Genomic DNA, 17,270 nt, shown 5'->3' on the forward strand with positions numbered 1-17,270 from the left:
CCGAAAAGCGGCCGACCGGCCCGGAGCTGGGCGTCGGATCGCCAGCGGGGTGGGTGAGCGCGCCGTTAGCCGCCCGCGGTGACCTGCTCGCATACGGTGCGCGGCCGGTAGCCGTCGGGAATGTCGGCGCCGATGGTGTCCCAGAAGGGCGGGAGCCGTCGATGTGCCCGCCCAGGGTTGTGCCAGGTGAAGCCGGGATTCTCCTCGTGTAGCGCTGCCATACCTGCGGCGGCAAGGCCACGCCGCTGGTAGGCGGGCTGGGTGTAGGGCTGCTCCACCCAGCCGATCCGGCACCGGCGGCAAAGCTGGTAGTCGACGGCGAAGGCGAATTCGTCGCGATCGAGGCCGTCGTCGGTGCGGCCGCGTAGGTTCGCCGCTCGCATCCGCCAGCCGGGCCGCTCCGCCGAGACGGTGTCCTGCCACGGCGTAGCCAGCCAGGGCACAACCGGCCAACCGCGTCGCTGCGGCCACCGGTTGCCTGTCAGCCGGAGCAGCACTGCGCGCCACGGTTCGCTGCCGGAGACCCGCCCGACCTGCCCAATGCTGGCGATCAGTCTCCGGATCGCCTCGTCGTGTTCGTGGCCGGCGCTCATTGCCGGGTCAGTCCTCGTCGTCGGCTTCGGCTTCGGCCTGGTCTGCCTGTTCGACCAGCGCGTTGGTCAGATCACGCAGCCCGGCGACGACGTTCCATTCTGGCCGGATCGCCGGGTTCAGGCCACGGGCCTTCGCCTGCTCCCAGATCTTGTCGATGTAGTCGTACAGCGCCTGTCGGGCTCGCAGCTGCTCGGCTCGCCCAGTCTTGGTGAGAGCGGTCAGGCCAGCGGCGCGTGAGCGGTGAAGGCGTCGATGAGCTCGATCGCCATGCCCTGGTGGTCCAGCGTCTCGTCAATGCCCATGCCGGTAACCCTATGGCACCGACCGATCACCTTGCCGTCCCTGATGCAAGTACGTCAGCTCGCTCAAACAGCCGCGGAGGCCGACGCCGAGCCTGCCGACCGAGCAGGGCTGCCCGCGCGATTCGCCTGCTCCCCAGGTGCCGTGGGTGTACGTCGGTGGCCGTGTTCCTCACCGAGGTCGGCGATGTTCGACCCGCAGGCTTCGAAGATCCGCAGGCCGAGTAGGCCCAGGAGGGCGATGAGAGCGAAGTCGTTCGCGTTCGAAGATTTGCGGGCGGTGGTGATCAGGGCTTCGAACTGGAGGTGCCCGAGTCCGAGGGTCGGTGACTCGGCCGGCACGGTGGGGCGGCGGACGTAGTCGGCCGGCGAGTGCTCCAGGATCGCGTCGATGACGCAGACCCGGTAGAAACCGACCACGACCGACAGGCGCCGGGACACGGTCGAGGGCTGGTACCGGCGGACGTCTTGCAGCCAGCGCACGTACCGTTCGATATCCACCCGCACCGTGGCCAGCGGGTCCAGGTCGTGGTTGGTGCACCAGCGTAGGAAGACACGTAGGTCGGACTCGGTGTGCACGCGAGTCTGGCCACGGTAGCGGCCCAGGAAAGCCGACACCGCGGCGTGCACAACGAGTTGATCGGCCAGCACGACAGGGGAAGCGGAAGCAGGAGAGGTAGTCATACATCACCGTGCGTCACGACCGGTGATGAACACCAGTCCACCCGGAGCGGCAGATCCGGTCGTCCGGCGGGCGGCTCTATCCTGCTGCTTCGCTTTCCTCGCAGACTGGAGCTGGTGCGGCTGGCGCACGGTGCCGTAGTTGCTGTGGGGGACGTCGATCGAGGTGGACAGGATGACGGACGAAGCGTGGCATCGCTCCAGGGAACCGCTCGTGGTCTGCTCGCGTGGTTCGCTGGTGGAGTTGGCCGCGGTGCTACCGGCGTCCGGCAGGTTCGTGGTCGCCCGCCTCGACGGCCCGAGGATGGCGGATGCCGGTCAGGTCTTCTACGACTTCTCGGACGCCTTGCTCTTTCCCAGCTACTTCGGCTGGAACTGGGACGCACTGTCCGACTGCCTCAGAGATTTGCACTGGCTGCCGGCGGCAGGTTACCTGGTGATCATCGACAACGCTCCTGAGCTGCTGCGGGACAGTTCCCAGGACCGGCACACACTTTTCCGCGTCCTCGCCCGGGCAGTTCACCACTGGGCCAGCCCTCTCCGGCAACCGGAGGGAAAGGTCGTCCCGTTCAAGGTCCTGCTGCTGTGTGACCGGGACGAAGAAGCGGTGCATCTGCGGCAAGACATCAGCCGAGCACTCCAGAAGAGGCACTGAAATCCGAACCTCTCGCAAGTCCGGCGACGGCGACCGGGTTGCCGAGGACTCCAGCCGTCGAACCACAGCGCACGGAGTGCGACGATGTCACCGACGGACGATGCCCGGTCGGCGCCAGAAGCGGATGTGAGCAGGCACGCTCGCCCTCAGGCGTCCCACATCATGGTTAGCGCCGACGTATCCTCCGGCCGCATGGACGACAGTCGTACCTGAGCCGATGCGGCGATGCTACGGAATGTTCTGCTTTCGCATGGGTTCCACGCTGGCGGCCGGCACCGTCGCTATCAGGTAATCCTCGGTCAGGTCCGGCTGCACGTCGACCATCGCGTTCGTGTCGACGTAGCGGACGACGAACGTGGTCCCGCGTAGCCACGTCTCGTCGTAGTCGGTAAGGCTCTCGGGCAGTTCGCCCACGAGTCGCACTTCGTCACCCGGCTTGACCGCAGCATCCGCCGGAGCCTCATCGCGTTGGATGGCCGTGATCGCGTGGATGAGAGTCTTCAGCGGTTCGGTGTCCGCGCCGTAGTGAACCAGATGGCCCGCCTGGCCGAAGATGACATCGGCCTGGGCTCTGCTCAAGTCGGCGAGCGCCTCGGCGGCGCTGGCCGCCAGGACCGGTCGTCCCGACGTGTCGAGTTGCGCCGCCAACGCCAGGATCAGGCGATCGATGACACGTTCCGTAGTTTCCTCGCCCATCACCCAGCGAGCTTATGACCCGCGCCAGCGCCGATGTCGGCCAGCCGCGCAGGGCAAATCCGGTGTCGTGCAGACACCCAGTCCGTCGACTCCCGCCCAACGGCCCGTTCCGGACGCCGGCGACCGGCACCGGCGTCACCTTCGATGACGCACAGTTGGTGCGGCAGAGGCGCGTACACGTAAGAGCTCAGGACACAACGATTCTGACGATGCTGCCACCGGCACGGTGTTCCCGATTCAGGCCCGGATGCGAGGCTGAGGGGGTGACCTACCCGCTTGCGCGCCGCGTCTACGACACCTGCCATCTGACCGGACGGTTCCGTCTGCGCTCCGGGCAGGTCAGCGAGGAGTACGTCGACAAGTACCTGTTCGAGGGAGAGCCGGATCTGTTGCGCGAGGTCGCCGAAGCGATGGTGGCACTGCTACCGGAGTGCGACGTGTTGGCAGGGATGGAGATGGGCGGTATCCCCTCGCCACCGTGATGTCACAACTGACCGGGCTGCCCACGGTCTTCGTACGAAAGCACGCCAAGGAGTACGGCACCAGCAAGGTCGCCGAAGGCGGTCCCGTGAACGGACGGCGGATCGTCCTGATCGAAGACGTCGTCACCACCGGAGGCGCCTTACTGGCGTCGTGCGGACAACTCCGCGCCATCGGCGCCCAAGTGGACACCGTGGTCTGCGCCGTCGACCGTGAACAAGGCGGTCGCGAGAACCTGGCAGCCGAGGCGCTACAACTCCACGCCGCCCTTACCCGACACGACTTGGAAGCATCCCTGATGGCGTGACAACTCCGGTGCCGACTCGATTCGCGCATGAGAGTATGCGGCGATGTCGGGAGAGCCGATCCATGAGGCCTGAAGGAGTGGCCGTGCGCTCGACGCTGACCCTCGTGGCGATCACGCTCGACTGCGCCGACCCACTGGAACTGGCCGCGTTCTACCAGCGGGTCACCGGACACGCACTGCACCCCAAGTCAGACGACGAGTTTGCCGGGCTATCCCGGGAGGACGGGCTGTTCATTGGCTTTCAGCGAGTCAACGACTACCAGCCGCCACACTGGCCCGGGCAGAGCGTCCCCCAGCAACTGCACCTTGACTTCGCAGTCGAGGACATCGGCGCGGCTGAGGCCATGCTGCTGGAACTGGGTGCGGCCAAGCCCGAGCACCAACCGGGTGGAGACCGGTTCCGGATACTCCTCGACCCGGCTGGGCACCCATTCTGCCTCGTACCAAGCCAACGTTGACATCACTTCAAGTGACGACCACTTCGCGGCCATGAGCGTGCACCTGATCTTGTCGTCTGTACCGCCGGGCAGCAGCGCAAGAGGCTTTCCTGCCGTCAGTCGACGGCTGTCCAAGGTCGGCGACGGCAGCCTTGTTGTCGTACCTACGATCGGTGCCATGAATAGAGGGGCGTGGTTCATCGTCGGGTCGCTGGTCGCCGTCCTTCTTGTCATTGCCGGCCTCGCGCTGTTTCTCCGACAACGGGCAAACGCGGATAGGTCCGATCGAACGCTGAGGGCAGCTCGCCGCGCCATCCGCCAGAGCGGACGCGACCAGCGTCACCGGCACAGGGGCAATATCCGCGGCAAGGGATACGGCGGAGACGACAACCAGGGCTACAACGCAGGCGTCACGAGCGACGGCGGTGGGATGCCGTAAAGCGACGTCGATCAGCCGGGGCAACTCCTCGTCAAGACAAACTTGGATCGCGGGCCGGCACCGGATGCCTTCGACGTCGATCCAGCCGACCTGGAGCAGATCGTCGACGTCTTCCTCGACCCGCACAGATGGCCGGTGTTCTCGCTACCACTGTCCGGGCCCGGTCGCCTGCATGTCATCATGCGCAACGTCGAAGACGAGGGCGGCGTCGACTACGTGCTCGATCCAGGCACCGGCGACGCGTCGATCCGCCTCGCCGCCATGGAAGGACACTTCCGCGGGCCGGCGTTCGCATGGCCGGAAGTCGTCGCCGCAGCGCATCAGCCGGATCCGGATCACACCCCGGCCGAGCGGCTGCTCCTGCTCGTTCCGGCCTGCGCCGACAGCAGCCGCCCGCACAAGGCCGTCGACCTGGTCGCGGAAGCCTTGGCCACGCTCGGCGCCCGATCCGACGTGCGTCAGGTCAGCGACCAACTGCTCAACAGCCGCAGGTACTGGGCACCGTGCCGATGGACATACGTCGACGACGCCCTCGTCAGCCTCGGACGGCACACCTACCGCCGTCACGGAGGTGAACTGTCGCCGGAACAACTCCGCCTCATCGCCGCCACCCTCCAGCCCGCACAGAACGCCGCACATCGGTAGCCCAGGGCAGGGCGACCGGTGGACCGGACGTGGCCGGGGCAGGCGTCCCCTACGGATCTCGTCGTTCGTTGCTGGTCGAATGCCGTCGTGACCAAGGACTGGCTCCGGTGGCACCACGAGTACGACTCCCCGAACTCGTCGCTGGCGCGCAGACTGCGCGTCGTCCAGCACGACCTTCGCCGGGCACTGGCCGAAGCACCCCACGATGAACACGGCGTCCAACGGTTGATCAGCATCTGCGCCGGTGACGGACGCGACGTGCTGCCGGTCCTTGCCGAACATGACGGCGGTCGCACCGTCGACGCCCTGCTCATCGAACGTGACCCGACACTGTCACAGCGCGCCCGCACCGCAGCCATCGGCCTCGGCCTGCCCCGGATCGACGTGCGCACCGCAGACGCCGGCGCGACGGACACCTACGTGGACATCCAGCCCGCAAATCTGCTCCTGGCCTGCGGCGTGTTCGGCAACATCACGGTCAACGACGTACGCCGGACCATCGCGATGCTGCACACCCTTGTCCTCGCCGATGGCATCGTGATCTGGACCCGAGGCCGCACCGACGACGGCCACGACCCCAGTCACGACGTCCGCGCCTGCTTCGCCGAGCACGGCTTCAGCGAAATGTCCTTCACCAGCCCCGCCGACGCCAGATTCCGGGTCGGCATGCACCGGCTCACCACCCGCCCCGCAACTGTCCCACCGATGCCGTCCGGCACACGAATGTTCAGCTTCATCTGACTGCCGGCGCTCCCCCTGGCCGTCCAACGACAACAACCAGCGACGGGTAAGACATCCGCTCGTCCCGGACCCGCTACCGCGCCCAAGGCCAGCCGACCGACACCCGCTACCGCTCCGGGTAGAAGCGCTAGCTGACCAAGCGCGGCCAGAAGAGTGCACCTAGCCGCGTTCTCGGCCCCATCGTCTCGTGCCTCCCTGATCTATCGTGCTCTTCGTCGCACAAGGACCTTAAGGGTGGCCCACGGTGGCTCGTACACAGCTGTACCTCGTTCGCCATGGCGAGCAGGATCCGGCGGCCTTGGACGGAGGCCTTTCCCAACTCGGCCGCGAGCAGGCGGACCGGCTGGGCCGGCGGCTGCGCACAGTGCCTTTCTCGGCGATCCATCACAGCCCGTTGGCGCGGGCGAGTCAGACCGCCGACGTCGTCGCCGGCCACCTCCCACAGGTGCCGCGACACGGCTGCGAGTTCGTAGCGGACCGAACGCCGGTGCCCTCAGCAGGGCAACGCGGCCGATACCCGGACCAGTGGCACGCCTGGCTCGACGGCGTGCCCCACGACGAACGCGACGAAGACGCCACGGCCCTGCAAGCTGCCGTCGCACATTTCGGTGTCGCCGGCGACACCGACCGGCACGAACTGCTGATCACGCACAACTTCGTCATCGGGTGGTTCGTCCGCCACATGCTTGACGCCCCGGAGTGGCGGTGGATTGGCCTCAACCAGGCCAACTGCGCCATCACCATCGTGCAGTGGGATTCCGACCGACCGCCGACCTTGGTCAGCTTCAACGACACTGGGCACCTGTAGCCGGCATTCGCTCATCGCCATGGGCAGCCGGATCTTGATCCAGGCCTATGCCTGCCCGACGGTTTGAGCGATGGCGAGGGTGTGCTGGTACTCGCGCCAGTGGGCCAGTTTGCCGTCCCGGGTCCGCAGCACTCCGATGAACGGCGCCGAGGCGGTTACCCCGGTCGCCGTGTGCATGCCGACCAGTTCGTATTCAACCACGATCACCTCGGGGTCAGCGGTCTCGTACACGACCACGTTGCGGCAGTCGTCGAACCGGACCGGGAACAGCGCCCGGCCCGCTTGCGTGTACTCAAGGACGCGTTGCTTCCCCTCGATGCGCGTAGTGCGGCCGGGTGCGGCGAACGGCGTCTCGATCACCACGTCGTCGGCGAGCGAATCTGCGTCGTAGGTGGGCAGGTTCGCGAGCCATCGCGCGCGCATGCTGTCGAAGATCTCGCTTGGTGTCATGTCGTCCTCCTGGATAATGAGTCATGACTCGACTTGCAGGACCGAGGATAATGAGTGGAGACTCATTTTGGTAGAGGGGCCACCGCTGCGTGCCGACGCGCAGCGCAACCGAGCACGCATCCTGGACGCCGCCGAGGCGGTCTTCGCCGAGTTCGGCACGCGCGCCTCAACCGAGCAGGTGGCCCGAAGGGCCGGCGTTGCCATCGGCACGGTCTTTCGTCACTTCCCCACTAAGAACGACCTGCTCGCCGCGCTCATGAAGCGGCTGCTCGCGCAGCTCGTCGAGGAGGCCGGAAAACATGACCTCTTCGCGTTTTTCACGCATCTCGTGGCGCAGGCCGCAGCGAAGAAAACCGTCGTCGACCTGCTTGCCGGGTCGGGAGTGGACATCCGGCTGCCGGACGCGGTCGGTCACCTTGAGGAGGCGGTGGGCAAGCTGCTGGAACAGGCCCAGGCCACCGGGGCCGTAGCCGCCCCGATACGGCTACCCGAGGTGATGGCGCTCCTTGCCAGCGTGTGCCAGGGGGCCCTGCACGGTGGATGGGACGAGCAGCTGCAAGCCCGTACGCTCACGGTCATCTTCGCCGGCCTGAAGCAAGACTGACCGCCAGCGTCGTGGATCAGGCGCGCCCTTGGCAGGCACCGATCGACCGAATCGTCGTCAAGGCGACGCGGTACCACTGCGGGATGTCCTCACTACGCAGGTGGTCGAGTCAGCGGTGAACGCCCGGACGCCGCCGACGCGCTGGGCCAGCGACCCTACCTCGACCACAGCGGCCGGGCTGCCCGATGCACCTTCCGATGCTTGATCGAGCATCCGCAAATCGGCTACGACCGGGCGCAGGCTCGATCCAGCTGTGGTGACACGCGTAGCGCGCGATCGGCGGCAGATGCGGGCAGTCGGAGTTGACAGATCGAGGCAGTCAGTCACTCCCGCATAATTCGTCAGGACGGATGCCGCCGTCCGGTCGACAAGCGATAGTGACGTGCTGACGATCTTTACAAGGCTCGAAAGCCGTGCGAGCGTCGGTCTGTGATCCCCATTGGCCTTAGCAGCTCCGCAGACGCATCACCGAAGGCTCCGCTCGGTCTCCTCGGGGTTCTGTTCCTTACGTTCGCCCTCGGAAATCTCGTCCTACGGCTGTGGGTCGAGCGTCGGCTACGAGTAGGCAGAACGCTGCCGGGGCCATTCCGAGTACTTCGTCTGTTCGTCAGCCGCCCGAAGCTCTTCTTCGGTGCCCTGTGCACGCAGATCACGATCGGCGTCCTGCTGTTGGTCACCGCCATCGTCACGACCGAACGTTGAGAGTCGGCTCTCCCGTCGACCGTCTACGGCAGGACTCCCCTAAGGGGCCGGTCTCCTCAGCGCGCCCGCCCGGCGGCATGAGCGGATACGGTCCTCGGAAGGCCCAGGGTTGGTGTATCGCCCTGCGGTGGGCGACACGCTGGCCTGTCTGTCCGGCTGGACCTTACGGTCGGTCCTCGGCAGATTGCCGGGTCTCTGTCCGCCGCATGCGGGTCGACGCCGCTCTGCGGTCCCGGCCATGATGCCTCCATGGCAGTCGAGATATGGACGGCGGCGATATCCTTGGGCGGAGTCGCGATCGGTGGCGGTCTGTCCTATATGGTGCAGCGGACGACGCAACGAACGGCCGCGCAAATCGAGCAATACAAACAGGATCTTGCGCTGGCGGAGAGGCGGCGAGCTGAGCGACTGGCGATGTTGGAACGGTTCGTAGACGTCGGGGCCGAGGCCGAGCGCTGCGCGTTTTCCCGGCCAATGCAGTGGCAGGACGGCGATGCATGGCCGACACGGACGCAGGATGTGATGAACCGCTTCTGGGTCGCGGAGCGGATGATCCGGCTGCTGTTTCCCATCCCGGTGCACGACGCAGCCCGCGTCTACTTCCTGTTGCTCAACGGCGCGGTGTGGCAGGGAGCGCCTGAAGGTCAGAGTGTCCGGGATCTACTCGAAGAACCTCGTCTGAACTTCCTCGATGCGGCGCGAGCGGCTTTGGAATGACTTCCACCGCAAGGTGAGCACCTGTACGGGACGACAGCCGCGCGCTCTTCGATCCGATCGCACGCGAATGTCGGCCGGCTCCACTATCACCCTCGGTGACGAACGCTTCGCGGCTACAGATCAGTGCACCGGTGACCAGGTGCAGGATCATGTGCTCATGGATGTTGACCAGATCGTGGGCTCCTTCGTGGTGGAGATCGGAGTTCGGCAGACATGGCCGTTCGTCGGGCTCTGCGACAACCGATCCACACCCGCCCAGGAGACTCGCCTGTACATCGACGCTTCCTGGACCATCGAGACAACCACCTCCACCAGCGGCGGCGTAGAGAACGACATTCGTTGGCTGACCACAGCCGCGGCACTCAACAACACAACGATCGACACCGCGTGGATCGACGAAGACGGCTGGCTGCACCTGACCACCGATTCCGGGCTTGCTCTGGCCGTATCAGGCGAGCCAGAGCCGTACACCACCGGCGAGCCATGGCGTCTGAGCGGCTGGCGTCCCGTTTGATCAGGCACACGTTCTACGCGGGAGTTGTGCGCAGCTGATCAACCGACTTTTTCACGCTGTCTGAGCCACTGATGCCCTATCGCACGGTCGCTGGCGCTGGCCAGTCCCACCGTCGTGGTCGTCCATGCCCGATCGAAGGCTCTGGCGACAACAAGAGGAGGAGCTGTCTCACTTGCCGCGCAACAGGCGGTGGCCGTGTTCCTCGCCGAGGTCGCCGATGTTGAACCGGTGCGGGCTGCGAAAATCGGCCGGTGGACGGCGATCTGATTGTGGCGGTAGCACGACTCCAGGAGGCGTTCGTCCGGTACCCGGACAGCGCGGTGCTCGATGGCTGCCCGCATTGCCGGGGGCAGGCGCCGGTCGACGGTCAGGACTTGTTCTCTTTGGCCATCAGCCTCGGCAATACGGTCGGCAGCCGTGACGACCTGAAGAGTCTGCTGCCCCTGCTGCTGGGGCGCTTGGCCACCTCCACGGAACTCGACCCAGCAATCATGTTGGGCAAGCTGCGTCGCGAGCAGTGGCGCGCCTGGCCCGAAGCCGAGCAGGACGCCATTGACGGCTACCTGGATGCGGTGTGGCGGTCATTGCTAGCGACGTACCCGTCGCAGGTCGGGTCGTTCCTCGACCCGACCACCTTCCTCGACGCGGTCGTCGCCGGCGATGAAAGCGTCACGCGATTCCTCGGTATCTGGGACGTCACGCACAGCTCGGCGGCAGAACGCCACCTGGCCGACACTGTGAACAGACTCAACTTCGCGGACCAGAGGCCGGCCACGCTGGCCGCCTGGCTGCGCAGCGAGACGGTCCGCGACCGACTGTATCGAGCGTTTGAGCGTGACCACACCATGCCGTGGGGTGACGACCTGGCACTGGCCTACGATCTCGTCCGCTCGTAACGACACTCGGTCTGCGGCAGAAGCGGTTGTTCACCGAAGGCGGCCCCGCAACCTGTGGGGATGGTGGCGGGGCCGCGCTCGGATCGGAGCTGTCTGGGCTCGATCTCGGTTTCAGTTGTCGTCGGCTGGGGTGAACGCTGCGGCGTGGTCGCGGACGAAGTCGGCGATGTCGCGTAGGAGGTGGCCGAGAAAGTCGGCGATCGCATCGGTGGTGACGTCTCCCCAGCCGGAGACATACGCCTGCGCGTGACCTACGACCGCTTTCGCAAGAGTTCGAACACGCTTGCGAAGCTGTCGGTGCCGTGTCCGTCGGCTACCCGCTGACCGAGGAGGGCTTGTAACGGCGCGTGTATGTCCGTGCTGACGCCGCGGCTCTGGCTGACATGGGCGAGTTTGGCGACCGCGACCTGGTTCATGGCGACCGGGGAGACACCGGTTGTGTAGTCGCGGGACTCGGCTTCGTCCGCCAGCTCGGACATGAACGCGATCATGCCGTGCAGCCACCGGGTGGCCAGCGGAAGGAACGCCGATGGTGCGACGTCGGCCGTGTCCAGTAGCGCCGCACCGTGCAGGAAGCCGGTCAGGGCCGCGTAGCCGCTGCTGAGCAGCGCCAGGTCCCATAGCTCTGCCGCCGCGGCGTCAGTGCCGAGGTAGTAGCTGGTTGCCAGAACGTCCAGCACGTCGCGGTGCGTCTCGAACGCTGCGGCGGACCCGCTGTAGAGGAAGAACGCGTCGGGTGATGCCACGGTCTGCGGTACGGCCATCATCGCGCCGTCGAGATAGTCGGCGCCGTGCCCGGCTGCCCAGGCGGCCACGGCCTGCACCTCGTCCGGTGTGCCGGTGGTGAGGTTGACGAGGGTGCGGCCCCGTATCTCGGCCACGCTGCCGTCGAGTACTTCGTGTACACCGTCGTAGTCGCCCACACAGACGATCACGAGTGGGCTTGCCGCGATGGCGTCGCTGACGGTGTCGGCACGGAGGGCGCCCTTGCCGACGAGGGTGTCAGCCTTCCCTGTGGTGCGGTTCCAGACAGTGGTCCGGTACCCGGCGGACAGGAGCGCCTCCGCCAACGCTCGACCCATCTGACCGAGACCGAGAACAGTGATGCGGGACCGGTCGCCGTGAGTTGCTTGCTGAGCTGCCATGCCGGCTAACGTAGACATTCACGTTGACGTGAGAGTCCACCCGCGGTGGGGGAGGTCACATGCGCATCGGCGAACTCGCCCGGCGGACCGGAATCAGCGAACGGGCGCTGCGCTACTACGAGGAACAACAGCTCCTACGACCGGAACGGCGCCGCAGCGGGTACCGCGAGTACGCGGAGGGCGACGTCCGGACGGTGCGTAACATCCGCACGCTGCTGGCCGCGGGCCTGAGCACCTACACAATCGCCGAGGTGCTTCCCTGCATGACCGACGACGGTGACGCGCTGGTGCCCGCATGCCCCGAGCTGACCACTGTGCTGAGCCAGGACCGGGACCGCCTCACCACGGCCATCGACGACCTGCTCGCCGCCCGCGCCATCCTGGACGCCATCATCGCTGCCGGCCGCTCCGAAACAGCCCAGCCTGCCAGCGATACGGCCCTGGCAGCGGCACCCGCGGGCTGACCGATCCAGGCCCGCAACTCGCCGGTGCTGCCGACGGCACCCAGGGCCGGCGACCTTCGGCTCCGCGCCACCACCGGCCTTGCGATCAACAGGCAAAGCCGTACCGCTCATCAAAGTCCGGCCCGGACAGTGATGGGGCGCCCGCCGGCCGGCGCCCTCTGTCAACGGCATGTGCGGACGACTCGCCGACCATGAGGCAGGCCCATTTCGTCGGCATGGTCGACACCACGCTGATCGTCGACTGACACTGAGCGGATGGAAGCAGATGCCGCCAAGCACCGTGAGTCGCAACCTGCGGGTTCGGCAGTGTCGGGTTGGACATATGGCCGAAGTGGGCGCCTCAGCTTCACTGGGGAGTCAGGCATCCCTGATCCGCCGCTTCCCGGGGCGCTGCGTGGCACCGTGTGCAACTCGCTGGTGGGCACCACCGTCGGCCTGGTGATCTGCCTGACGGCTGTCGGCTTCGGGTGGGCAGAGCATGCGGGCATAGCCGCCCTGGCCGCTACTGGGATACCTCAAGTCCGCCGGGGATACCGGCTACGAGTGGCGCTCCTGTTTCTGGCCACGACTGCGGCCTGCCTGGTAGTTGGCATCGTTGTCGGAGGCGGACTGCGGGCGCCGTGGGACTTGTTCTTCCCGCTGGCCTTTGCCCTGTCCGTCGGCAGCCTCGCGGGGACGACTGCCGCCTACTTGCCGTGGCGGACTCGTTAGCACTGAGAATTAGGAGCAGCAGCCTCGAACCCGGAGCCCGGACATCCGCTGTCGCCACGGCCACGCTCGATCCGCGGCAGATCCGTGCACCTGAGCGTGGACTCTGCGAGGACCGTGAACCAAGGATCAGCGCTCAAGCGAGGTTTCACCTTCTATCGTCGTCAGATGCCCGGTGCTCGCACCGCCGTGACCGCCCTTGTCGCCCTCACGGTCGTTGACGTCTTCCATGCCATCGTCGCCCTCGCGGCGTACGAGCACCGGATCGGCGTAGTGACCCACGACGGGTCCGGCACGGTGAACATGCTCGACAGCATCGTGCCGCTTCGAGAGCTGTCCGCAGCGATGTTCTGCCTGCTGCTTCTCACGCTGCTTACCGCCTGGGCCGGCGTCGCCAACTGGGTCATCCGGGCCCGGCGCGCCGGACCACCGGTCGCACCCACAGCGCCAGTGGGGTGGTGGCGGATGAGCGCCATCGTCGCCGTACCTCTTAACCTGATCGCAGCCGTGCAGTACCTGTCCGCCACCGCGAACGGAGGCGAGTACATGCGCACTGTCCTGGCCGAGACCACCCTGCTGCTGATCGCGGCATCCGTAGCACTCGTGACCACCACGACCGCCGGTATTCAGGTCGTCCGGGCACCGGAGCACACCAGCAGCACAAAGCCGTGCCGGGGGCCACAACGGCGTAGTCGTCCGCGTGACGTACGGTCGGCGGCGAATTCGGATGGCGGATCATGAGGGTGCGGGGGCATGATCATGGTGTGGATGCCCGCCGATCGGTCGTTCTGGTCGATGATCTGCGTTCGTTCGTGGACGGTCGCAGCGCCGAGGTGGCCCGGACGAGTGCTGCCGGAGTCGAGCTTCTCGGCCGGTACCGGGATCGGCGGCTGGACGAGCTGTGGCTGGACCACGACTTGGGACAGGACGACACGATCTGGCCGGTCGTGGAGGTCCTGGAACAGGCCGCGTTCGAGGAGCGTCGCTTCGACATCGGCGTCATCAACGATCACTCCGCCAACCCTGGCGGTGCCGCGAGGATTGCACAGGTCCTACGGCACCGGGGCTATCGCGTCCGCGTCGCGTCGGGCTCCACGGACGTCGGCTATCTCGACGGTCCTGCGGCGAGCTGATCGAAACGAGCGTGCCATCGGGCGGCCGTCGCACTCGAACGGCGGCATGTGCGTGCGTCCGGTGAGCTATCTGCCCGGGCCGTGACCAGGGCGACCCGGCGCCGGTGGAGCGTAACTCCGGTACTGGTCCGTAATTTTCTGCGTGAGGATCGGCCCCCGGGTACGGCAGTGACTCGCTGATCGTTTTCGACGGTGACCCGGCGGCCGTCGTGGCACCCCTGCTCGGCCAGCGTCGGCGGCTGGCGGACACCCTCGCCGGCTTCGATGAGGCGGCATGGTCGGCGCAGAGCCGGTGCACGCCTGGAGCAACCGGGACGTGGTGGTGCACTTGAGCATCACCAACCGTTTCTGGACGCACTCGATCGTCCAGGCGAGGCTGGGTCGGCCCACCAGGATGCTGGCCGAGTTTCGACCCGGTGGAGGACCCGGCGGCCCTCGTGCGGGCCGCCCCTCGGGTGTCGGCGGCGGACACTCTCGCCGGGTACCGGTCCACGACCGAGGCGCTCGCGGACTGCCTGGCGGATCTGCGCCCGGAGGAATGGGCGCTTCCGGCGGAGAGTCCGTTGGGTCACGTCCCGGTGACTATCCTGGCCCATCAGGCCCTCTGGACGGGTAGGTGCACGAACGCGACATCGCCGCCGGGGGTGGACGCCGGCTGCGTCACGGTCGACGAGGAGCATTCGCCAACCGTGACCCGCCTCTGCAGGCTGCCGCGCAAGCTCGGCGGTGAGCGGACGCCTACTCGTCTGAGCATCCACCCGGTCAGGTGGAGGTGGCGTAGCCGCGGTGCTCGGCGGCCCATGCGAGCGGTTCTTGACGCTCGTAGGGGCGGCAAGATGACGGCACCGTAGACACTCGTGTACGACGTGACCGAGCCATTCGGTGGCCGGCCCCACCTAACCTGGAACCCGCGCACTGCAGACCCGCCCCACGCCACTGCCCGGGAGGACCTCACGCGATGACCACGGGACCCGTCGATGACCTCGACCTCGCTGCCTGGCTGTGCACCCACCTGCCGGAGATCAGCGACGCCGCCCAACGCTACCAGTGGAACCACAAGCTGGACGCCGCGATCGGCGACATCCGAGCCAGCACGCCGGTCGCCCGGGCGCTGGCCGACCAGCACCTCCCCATCGACCTCGCCGCCGCTGGTCACGAGCAGGCCCGCATCAGCAGAGGCGACCCGGGCATCCTCGACGATCTCAACATCGACCCGGTAATCGTCACTGGCCCCTACACCTGCCCCGCCACGCCGCCCTGCCCACGTCGGACCCAACCCGACGCGGACGGACACGAACCGCAGTGCGGCGTACACGGCAGAACGATGCTGCTGCGCGGCCGGTGACGGGCTGGCCGTGACCGACCTGATCAACACCCTGGGCAAGAGGGTCACCGAACGATGGCTGGCCGCCATCGTGCTGCCCAGCCTGCTGTACGTGGCCATCGCCGGCTGGGCGTCGCTGACCGGCCAGGACCACGCCGTGGATCTGCCGTGGACTCTGCGCCGGCTCACCGACCTGTGGCACGGTCACGGGTCCGGACCCGTTCCGGCAGCGGCGGTCGTAGCCGCCGCGCTGGCCGGGGCCGGCCTGGCCGGGGTAGCCGCCACCGTGGTCGCCGAGGACGTGGTGCACCGGCTGTGGACCATCCGTGGTCCGCAGCGCCGACTCGACGCCCTCCGCGAACGAACCAGACGCCGGTGGCAGGGACGGGACCCCCAGCCGCCCCAGCGCTATCTTCCGCAGCGGGCCACAGTCATCGGCGAACGCTTCCGGCTCATCGGTGAACGCGTACACGCCCAGTACGGGCTGTCGGTCACCGCTGCCTGGCCCCGCCTGTGGATCCTGACCAGTGCCGACACCCGGGCCCTGATCAGCGCCGCGCACCAGCGGTACCACGGCGACGCCGTCCTGACGGCCTGGGGTTTGCTCTACCTACCGTGGACGGCGCGGTGGTGGCCCGCCGCGCTGATCGCCGCCGCCGTCCTCGCATTCGGCCACCGGCGGGCCCGCGCCAGTTCCGCCACGCTGGCCACGCTCATCGAGGCCACTGTCGACGCGCATGCCACCGACCTCGCCAGAGTTGTCGGGGTGGACCTGCCCGAGGGACGCGTCACTCCCAGCGAAGGCAACAAGATCAACGATATTCTCGTGAAGCGGGCCTGAGCCGGCACGTCGGTGCAGGTCCTCGTCCGTACCGGAAGGGAGACGAGATCCTCCCCGTCTGGATTCATCTGATCCGCGTCGTCCGGCGGCACGCGCAGTTCGAACTCACCGGAGCCGACACCGAACTGGACGCATGGGTCCGCACGGCGCGTCGGGCGGTGGCCGCCACTCCCATCGACCACCGGCACCACGCCGGCCTTCTCGAAGAACTCGGCCTGGCGCTGAGGGCAAAATTCGAACGTACCGGAGCCCTCACCGACCTGGCGGAGGCGATCCAACTCGTCCGGCAGGCCGTGGCTGCCACCCCCACCGACCCCCCGGACATCGTCGGACCGCTGGCAAACCTGGGCGCCCTGCTGCGAACCCGGTTCGATCACGCGTCCGTGGAGGCCGACCTGGCGGAGGCGATCGCCGTCTCGCGGCAGGCAGTGGACGCCGCCCCCGCCGACCACCGGTACCGTGTCGCTGCCCTGAACAACCTCGGCAACGCGCTGGCCCGCCGATTCGAGCACACCGGAAGCGACGCCGACCTGAAACATGCGATCGTCGTCCTGCGGCAGAGCGTGGGCGCCACCCCCACCGACCATCGGGAACACGGCAACGGTCTCAACAGCCTCGGCCTCGCGCTGCACGCCCGGTTCGAACGCACGGGACGCGACAAGGACCTCGACGAGGCGATCAATGTGCTGCGCCAGGCTGCGGCCGCCACGCCCGCCGGATACGCGAACCACGCCCGCGCCCTGGCCAACCTCGGCCCCGCGCTGCACGCCCGGTTCGGCCGCACGGGCGCCGACGCGGACCTCGACGAGGCGGTGACCGTGCTACGGCAGGCCCTCGACGCCACTCCCACCGACCACGCCCACCGCGCCGTTTACCTGTCCAACCTCGGCATGACGCTGCACGCCCGGTTCGGCCGCACGGGCGCCGACGCGGACCTCGACGAGGCGGTGACCGTGCTACGGCAGGCCCTCGACGCCACTCCCACCGACC

Annotated in this window: 22 protein-coding genes and 1 pseudogene; 17 read left to right on the top strand and 6 right to left on the bottom strand. The window is 67.4% G+C overall.

Annotated elements, in window-relative coordinates; all coding sequences use genetic code 11:
• Positions 1–65 precede the first annotated feature (65 nt).
• Positions 66–443 carry a hypothetical protein gene (locus tag AB0J93_RS21680; RefSeq protein WP_363924121.1) on the bottom strand — a complete coding sequence of 126 codons (378 nt, stop codon included), beginning with the start codon at positions 441–443 and terminating at the stop codon, positions 66–68.
• 97 nt (positions 444–540) lie between these two features.
• Here AB0J93_RS21680 and AB0J93_RS21685 point away from each other — a divergent pair, with 97 nt between their 5' ends.
• A complete protein-coding gene (locus tag AB0J93_RS21685; RefSeq protein ID WP_363924122.1) occupies positions 541–831 on the top strand; it encodes a hypothetical protein in 291 nt (96 codons plus the stop codon).
• Between the two features lie 128 nt (positions 832–959).
• Here the strand turns inward: AB0J93_RS21685 and AB0J93_RS21690 are convergent, their stop codons facing one another.
• On the bottom strand, positions 960–1,472 hold the full coding sequence (locus AB0J93_RS21690) for a hypothetical protein (RefSeq protein WP_363924123.1): 513 nt from the start codon (positions 1,470–1,472) through the stop codon (positions 960–962).
• A gap of 277 nt (positions 1,473–1,749) precedes the next feature.
• On the opposite strand from AB0J93_RS21690, the gene AB0J93_RS21695 reads away from it, so the two are divergent.
• A complete protein-coding gene (locus tag AB0J93_RS21695) occupies positions 1,750–2,229 on the top strand; it encodes a barstar family protein (RefSeq protein ID WP_363924124.1) in 480 nt (159 codons plus the stop codon).
• 228 nt (positions 2,230–2,457) lie between these two features.
• Here the strand turns inward: AB0J93_RS21695 and AB0J93_RS21700 are convergent, their stop codons facing one another.
• Positions 2,458–2,925, bottom strand: a complete 468-nt coding sequence (locus AB0J93_RS21700; protein WP_363924185.1) for a hypothetical protein — start codon at positions 2,923–2,925, stop codon at positions 2,458–2,460.
• Between the two features lie 263 nt (positions 2,926–3,188).
• Here AB0J93_RS21700 and pyrE point away from each other — a divergent pair.
• Positions 3,189–3,712 (top strand): annotated as a pseudogene (gene pyrE / locus AB0J93_RS21705) (orotate phosphoribosyltransferase).
• Between the two features lie 83 nt (positions 3,713–3,795).
• A complete protein-coding gene (locus AB0J93_RS21710) occupies positions 3,796–4,170 on the top strand; it encodes a VOC family protein (protein WP_363924125.1) in 375 nt (124 codons plus the stop codon).
• A gap of 7 nt (positions 4,171–4,177) precedes the next feature.
• On the opposite strand, the gene AB0J93_RS21715 is transcribed toward AB0J93_RS21710, so the two are convergent.
• A complete protein-coding gene (locus AB0J93_RS21715) occupies positions 4,178–4,714 on the bottom strand; it encodes a hypothetical protein (RefSeq protein ID WP_363924126.1) in 537 nt (178 codons plus the stop codon).
• 54 nt (positions 4,715–4,768) lie between these two features.
• On the opposite strand from AB0J93_RS21715, the gene AB0J93_RS21720 reads away from it, so the two are divergent.
• The 3 genes from AB0J93_RS21720 to AB0J93_RS21730 all read left to right on the top strand — a co-directional run bounded on the left by AB0J93_RS21720 (position 4,769) and on the right by AB0J93_RS21730 (position 6,782).
• Positions 4,769–5,233: a hypothetical protein gene (locus tag AB0J93_RS21720; protein ID WP_363924127.1), complete on the top strand. Its 465-nt coding sequence runs from the start codon at positions 4,769–4,771 to the stop codon at positions 5,231–5,233.
• Between the two features lie 87 nt (positions 5,234–5,320).
• Positions 5,321–5,974: an SAM-dependent methyltransferase gene (locus AB0J93_RS21725; protein WP_363924128.1), complete on the top strand. Its 654-nt coding sequence runs from the start codon at positions 5,321–5,323 to the stop codon at positions 5,972–5,974.
• Between the two features lie 244 nt (positions 5,975–6,218).
• The gene (locus AB0J93_RS21730) at positions 6,219–6,782 is read left to right on the top strand and encodes a histidine phosphatase family protein (RefSeq protein ID WP_363924129.1); all 564 of its coding nucleotides are present in this window, start codon (positions 6,219–6,221) and stop codon (positions 6,780–6,782) included.
• 45 nt (positions 6,783–6,827) lie between these two features.
• Here AB0J93_RS21730 and AB0J93_RS21735 read toward each other — a convergent pair whose 3' ends face one another.
• The gene (locus AB0J93_RS21735) at positions 6,828–7,232 is read right to left on the bottom strand and encodes a nuclear transport factor 2 family protein (protein WP_363924130.1); all 405 of its coding nucleotides are present in this window, start codon (positions 7,230–7,232) and stop codon (positions 6,828–6,830) included.
• On the opposite strand from AB0J93_RS21735, the gene AB0J93_RS21740 reads away from it, so the two are divergent.
• From AB0J93_RS21740 to AB0J93_RS21755, 4 genes are all read left to right on the top strand, one after another.
• Positions 7,204–7,836 (top strand): helix-turn-helix domain-containing protein, encoded by a 633-nt coding sequence (locus AB0J93_RS21740; protein WP_363924131.1) that lies wholly within the window; start codon positions 7,204–7,206, stop codon positions 7,834–7,836. The two genes, AB0J93_RS21735 and AB0J93_RS21740, sit on opposite strands and share 29 nt — an antisense overlap.
• Before the next feature lie 951 nt (positions 7,837–8,787).
• Positions 8,788–9,255 (top strand): hypothetical protein, encoded by a 468-nt coding sequence (locus AB0J93_RS21745; RefSeq protein WP_363924132.1) that lies wholly within the window; start codon positions 8,788–8,790, stop codon positions 9,253–9,255.
• Positions 9,230–9,769, top strand: coding sequence for a hypothetical protein (locus tag AB0J93_RS21750; RefSeq protein ID WP_363924133.1), 540 nt, complete (start codon positions 9,230–9,232; stop codon positions 9,767–9,769). Before AB0J93_RS21745 ends, AB0J93_RS21750 begins: the two co-directional genes overlap by 26 nt.
• Before the next feature lie 251 nt (positions 9,770–10,020).
• The gene (locus tag AB0J93_RS21755; RefSeq protein ID WP_363924134.1) at positions 10,021–10,665 is read left to right on the top strand and encodes a hypothetical protein; all 645 of its coding nucleotides are present in this window, start codon (positions 10,021–10,023) and stop codon (positions 10,663–10,665) included.
• 251 nt (positions 10,666–10,916) lie between these two features.
• Here AB0J93_RS21755 and AB0J93_RS21760 read toward each other — a convergent pair whose 3' ends face one another.
• Complete coding sequence (locus AB0J93_RS21760) at positions 10,917–11,810, bottom strand: NAD(P)-binding domain-containing protein (RefSeq protein ID WP_363924135.1); 894 nt, start codon at positions 11,808–11,810, stop codon at positions 10,917–10,919.
• A gap of 59 nt (positions 11,811–11,869) precedes the next feature.
• Here AB0J93_RS21760 and AB0J93_RS21765 point away from each other — a divergent pair, with 59 nt between their 5' ends.
• From AB0J93_RS21765 to AB0J93_RS21790, 6 genes are all read left to right on the top strand, one after another.
• Positions 11,870–12,274, top strand: coding sequence for a MerR family transcriptional regulator (locus AB0J93_RS21765; RefSeq protein ID WP_363924136.1), 405 nt, complete (start codon positions 11,870–11,872; stop codon positions 12,272–12,274).
• 876 nt (positions 12,275–13,150) lie between these two features.
• The gene (locus AB0J93_RS21770; RefSeq protein ID WP_363924137.1) at positions 13,151–13,723 is read left to right on the top strand and encodes a hypothetical protein; all 573 of its coding nucleotides are present in this window, start codon (positions 13,151–13,153) and stop codon (positions 13,721–13,723) included.
• A gap of 23 nt (positions 13,724–13,746) precedes the next feature.
• Positions 13,747–14,115 (top strand): cyclic-phosphate processing receiver domain-containing protein, encoded by a 369-nt coding sequence (locus AB0J93_RS21775; protein WP_363924138.1) that lies wholly within the window; start codon positions 13,747–13,749, stop codon positions 14,113–14,115.
• Between the two features lie 958 nt (positions 14,116–15,073).
• Positions 15,074–15,460, top strand: coding sequence for a hypothetical protein (locus AB0J93_RS21780; RefSeq protein WP_363924139.1), 387 nt, complete (start codon positions 15,074–15,076; stop codon positions 15,458–15,460).
• 10 nt (positions 15,461–15,470) lie between these two features.
• The gene (locus tag AB0J93_RS21785) at positions 15,471–16,280 is read left to right on the top strand and encodes a hypothetical protein (RefSeq protein ID WP_363924140.1); all 810 of its coding nucleotides are present in this window, start codon (positions 15,471–15,473) and stop codon (positions 16,278–16,280) included.
• Positions 16,281–16,438: 158 nt separating this feature from the next.
• Positions 16,439–17,270: tetratricopeptide repeat protein (locus AB0J93_RS21790; protein ID WP_363924141.1), on the top strand; the 832-nt coding region annotated here is incomplete at its 3' end.

The sequence above is a fragment of the Micromonospora sp. NPDC049374 genome (assembly GCF_040677165.1).
Lineage (GTDB): Bacteria > Actinomycetota > Actinomycetes > Mycobacteriales > Micromonosporaceae > Micromonospora.

What these genes read in the sequence shown, in the direction of transcription:
- AB0J93_RS21720 (WP_363924127.1), top strand. Translation starts at nt 4,769, where the DNA reads ATGCGCAACGTCGAAGACGAGGGCGGCGTCGACTACGTGCTCGATCCA.
- AB0J93_RS21740 (WP_363924131.1), top strand. Translation starts at nt 7,204, where the DNA reads ATGCTGTCGAAGATCTCGCTTGGTGTCATGTCGTCCTCCTGGATAATG.
- AB0J93_RS21745 (WP_363924132.1), top strand. Translation starts at nt 8,788, where the DNA reads ATGGCAGTCGAGATATGGACGGCGGCGATATCCTTGGGCGGAGTCGCG.
- AB0J93_RS21700 (WP_363924185.1), bottom strand. Translation starts at nt 2,925, where the DNA reads ATGGGCGAGGAAACTACGGAACGTGTCATCGATCGCCTGATCCTGGCG.
- AB0J93_RS21780 (WP_363924139.1), top strand. Translation starts at nt 15,074, where the DNA reads ATGACCACGGGACCCGTCGATGACCTCGACCTCGCTGCCTGGCTGTGC.
- AB0J93_RS21760 (WP_363924135.1), bottom strand. Translation starts at nt 11,810, where the DNA reads ATGGCAGCTCAGCAAGCAACTCACGGCGACCGGTCCCGCATCACTGTT.
- AB0J93_RS21685 (WP_363924122.1), top strand. Translation starts at nt 541, where the DNA reads ATGCTGGCGATCAGTCTCCGGATCGCCTCGTCGTGTTCGTGGCCGGCG.
- AB0J93_RS21735 (WP_363924130.1), bottom strand. Translation starts at nt 7,232, where the DNA reads ATGACACCAAGCGAGATCTTCGACAGCATGCGCGCGCGATGGCTCGCG.
- AB0J93_RS21765 (WP_363924136.1), top strand. Translation starts at nt 11,870, where the DNA reads ATGCGCATCGGCGAACTCGCCCGGCGGACCGGAATCAGCGAACGGGCG.
- AB0J93_RS21695 (WP_363924124.1), top strand. Translation starts at nt 1,750, where the DNA reads ATGACGGACGAAGCGTGGCATCGCTCCAGGGAACCGCTCGTGGTCTGC.
- AB0J93_RS21750 (WP_363924133.1), top strand. Translation starts at nt 9,230, where the DNA reads ATGCGGCGCGAGCGGCTTTGGAATGACTTCCACCGCAAGGTGAGCACC.
- AB0J93_RS21770 (WP_363924137.1), top strand. Translation starts at nt 13,151, where the DNA reads ATGCCCGGTGCTCGCACCGCCGTGACCGCCCTTGTCGCCCTCACGGTC.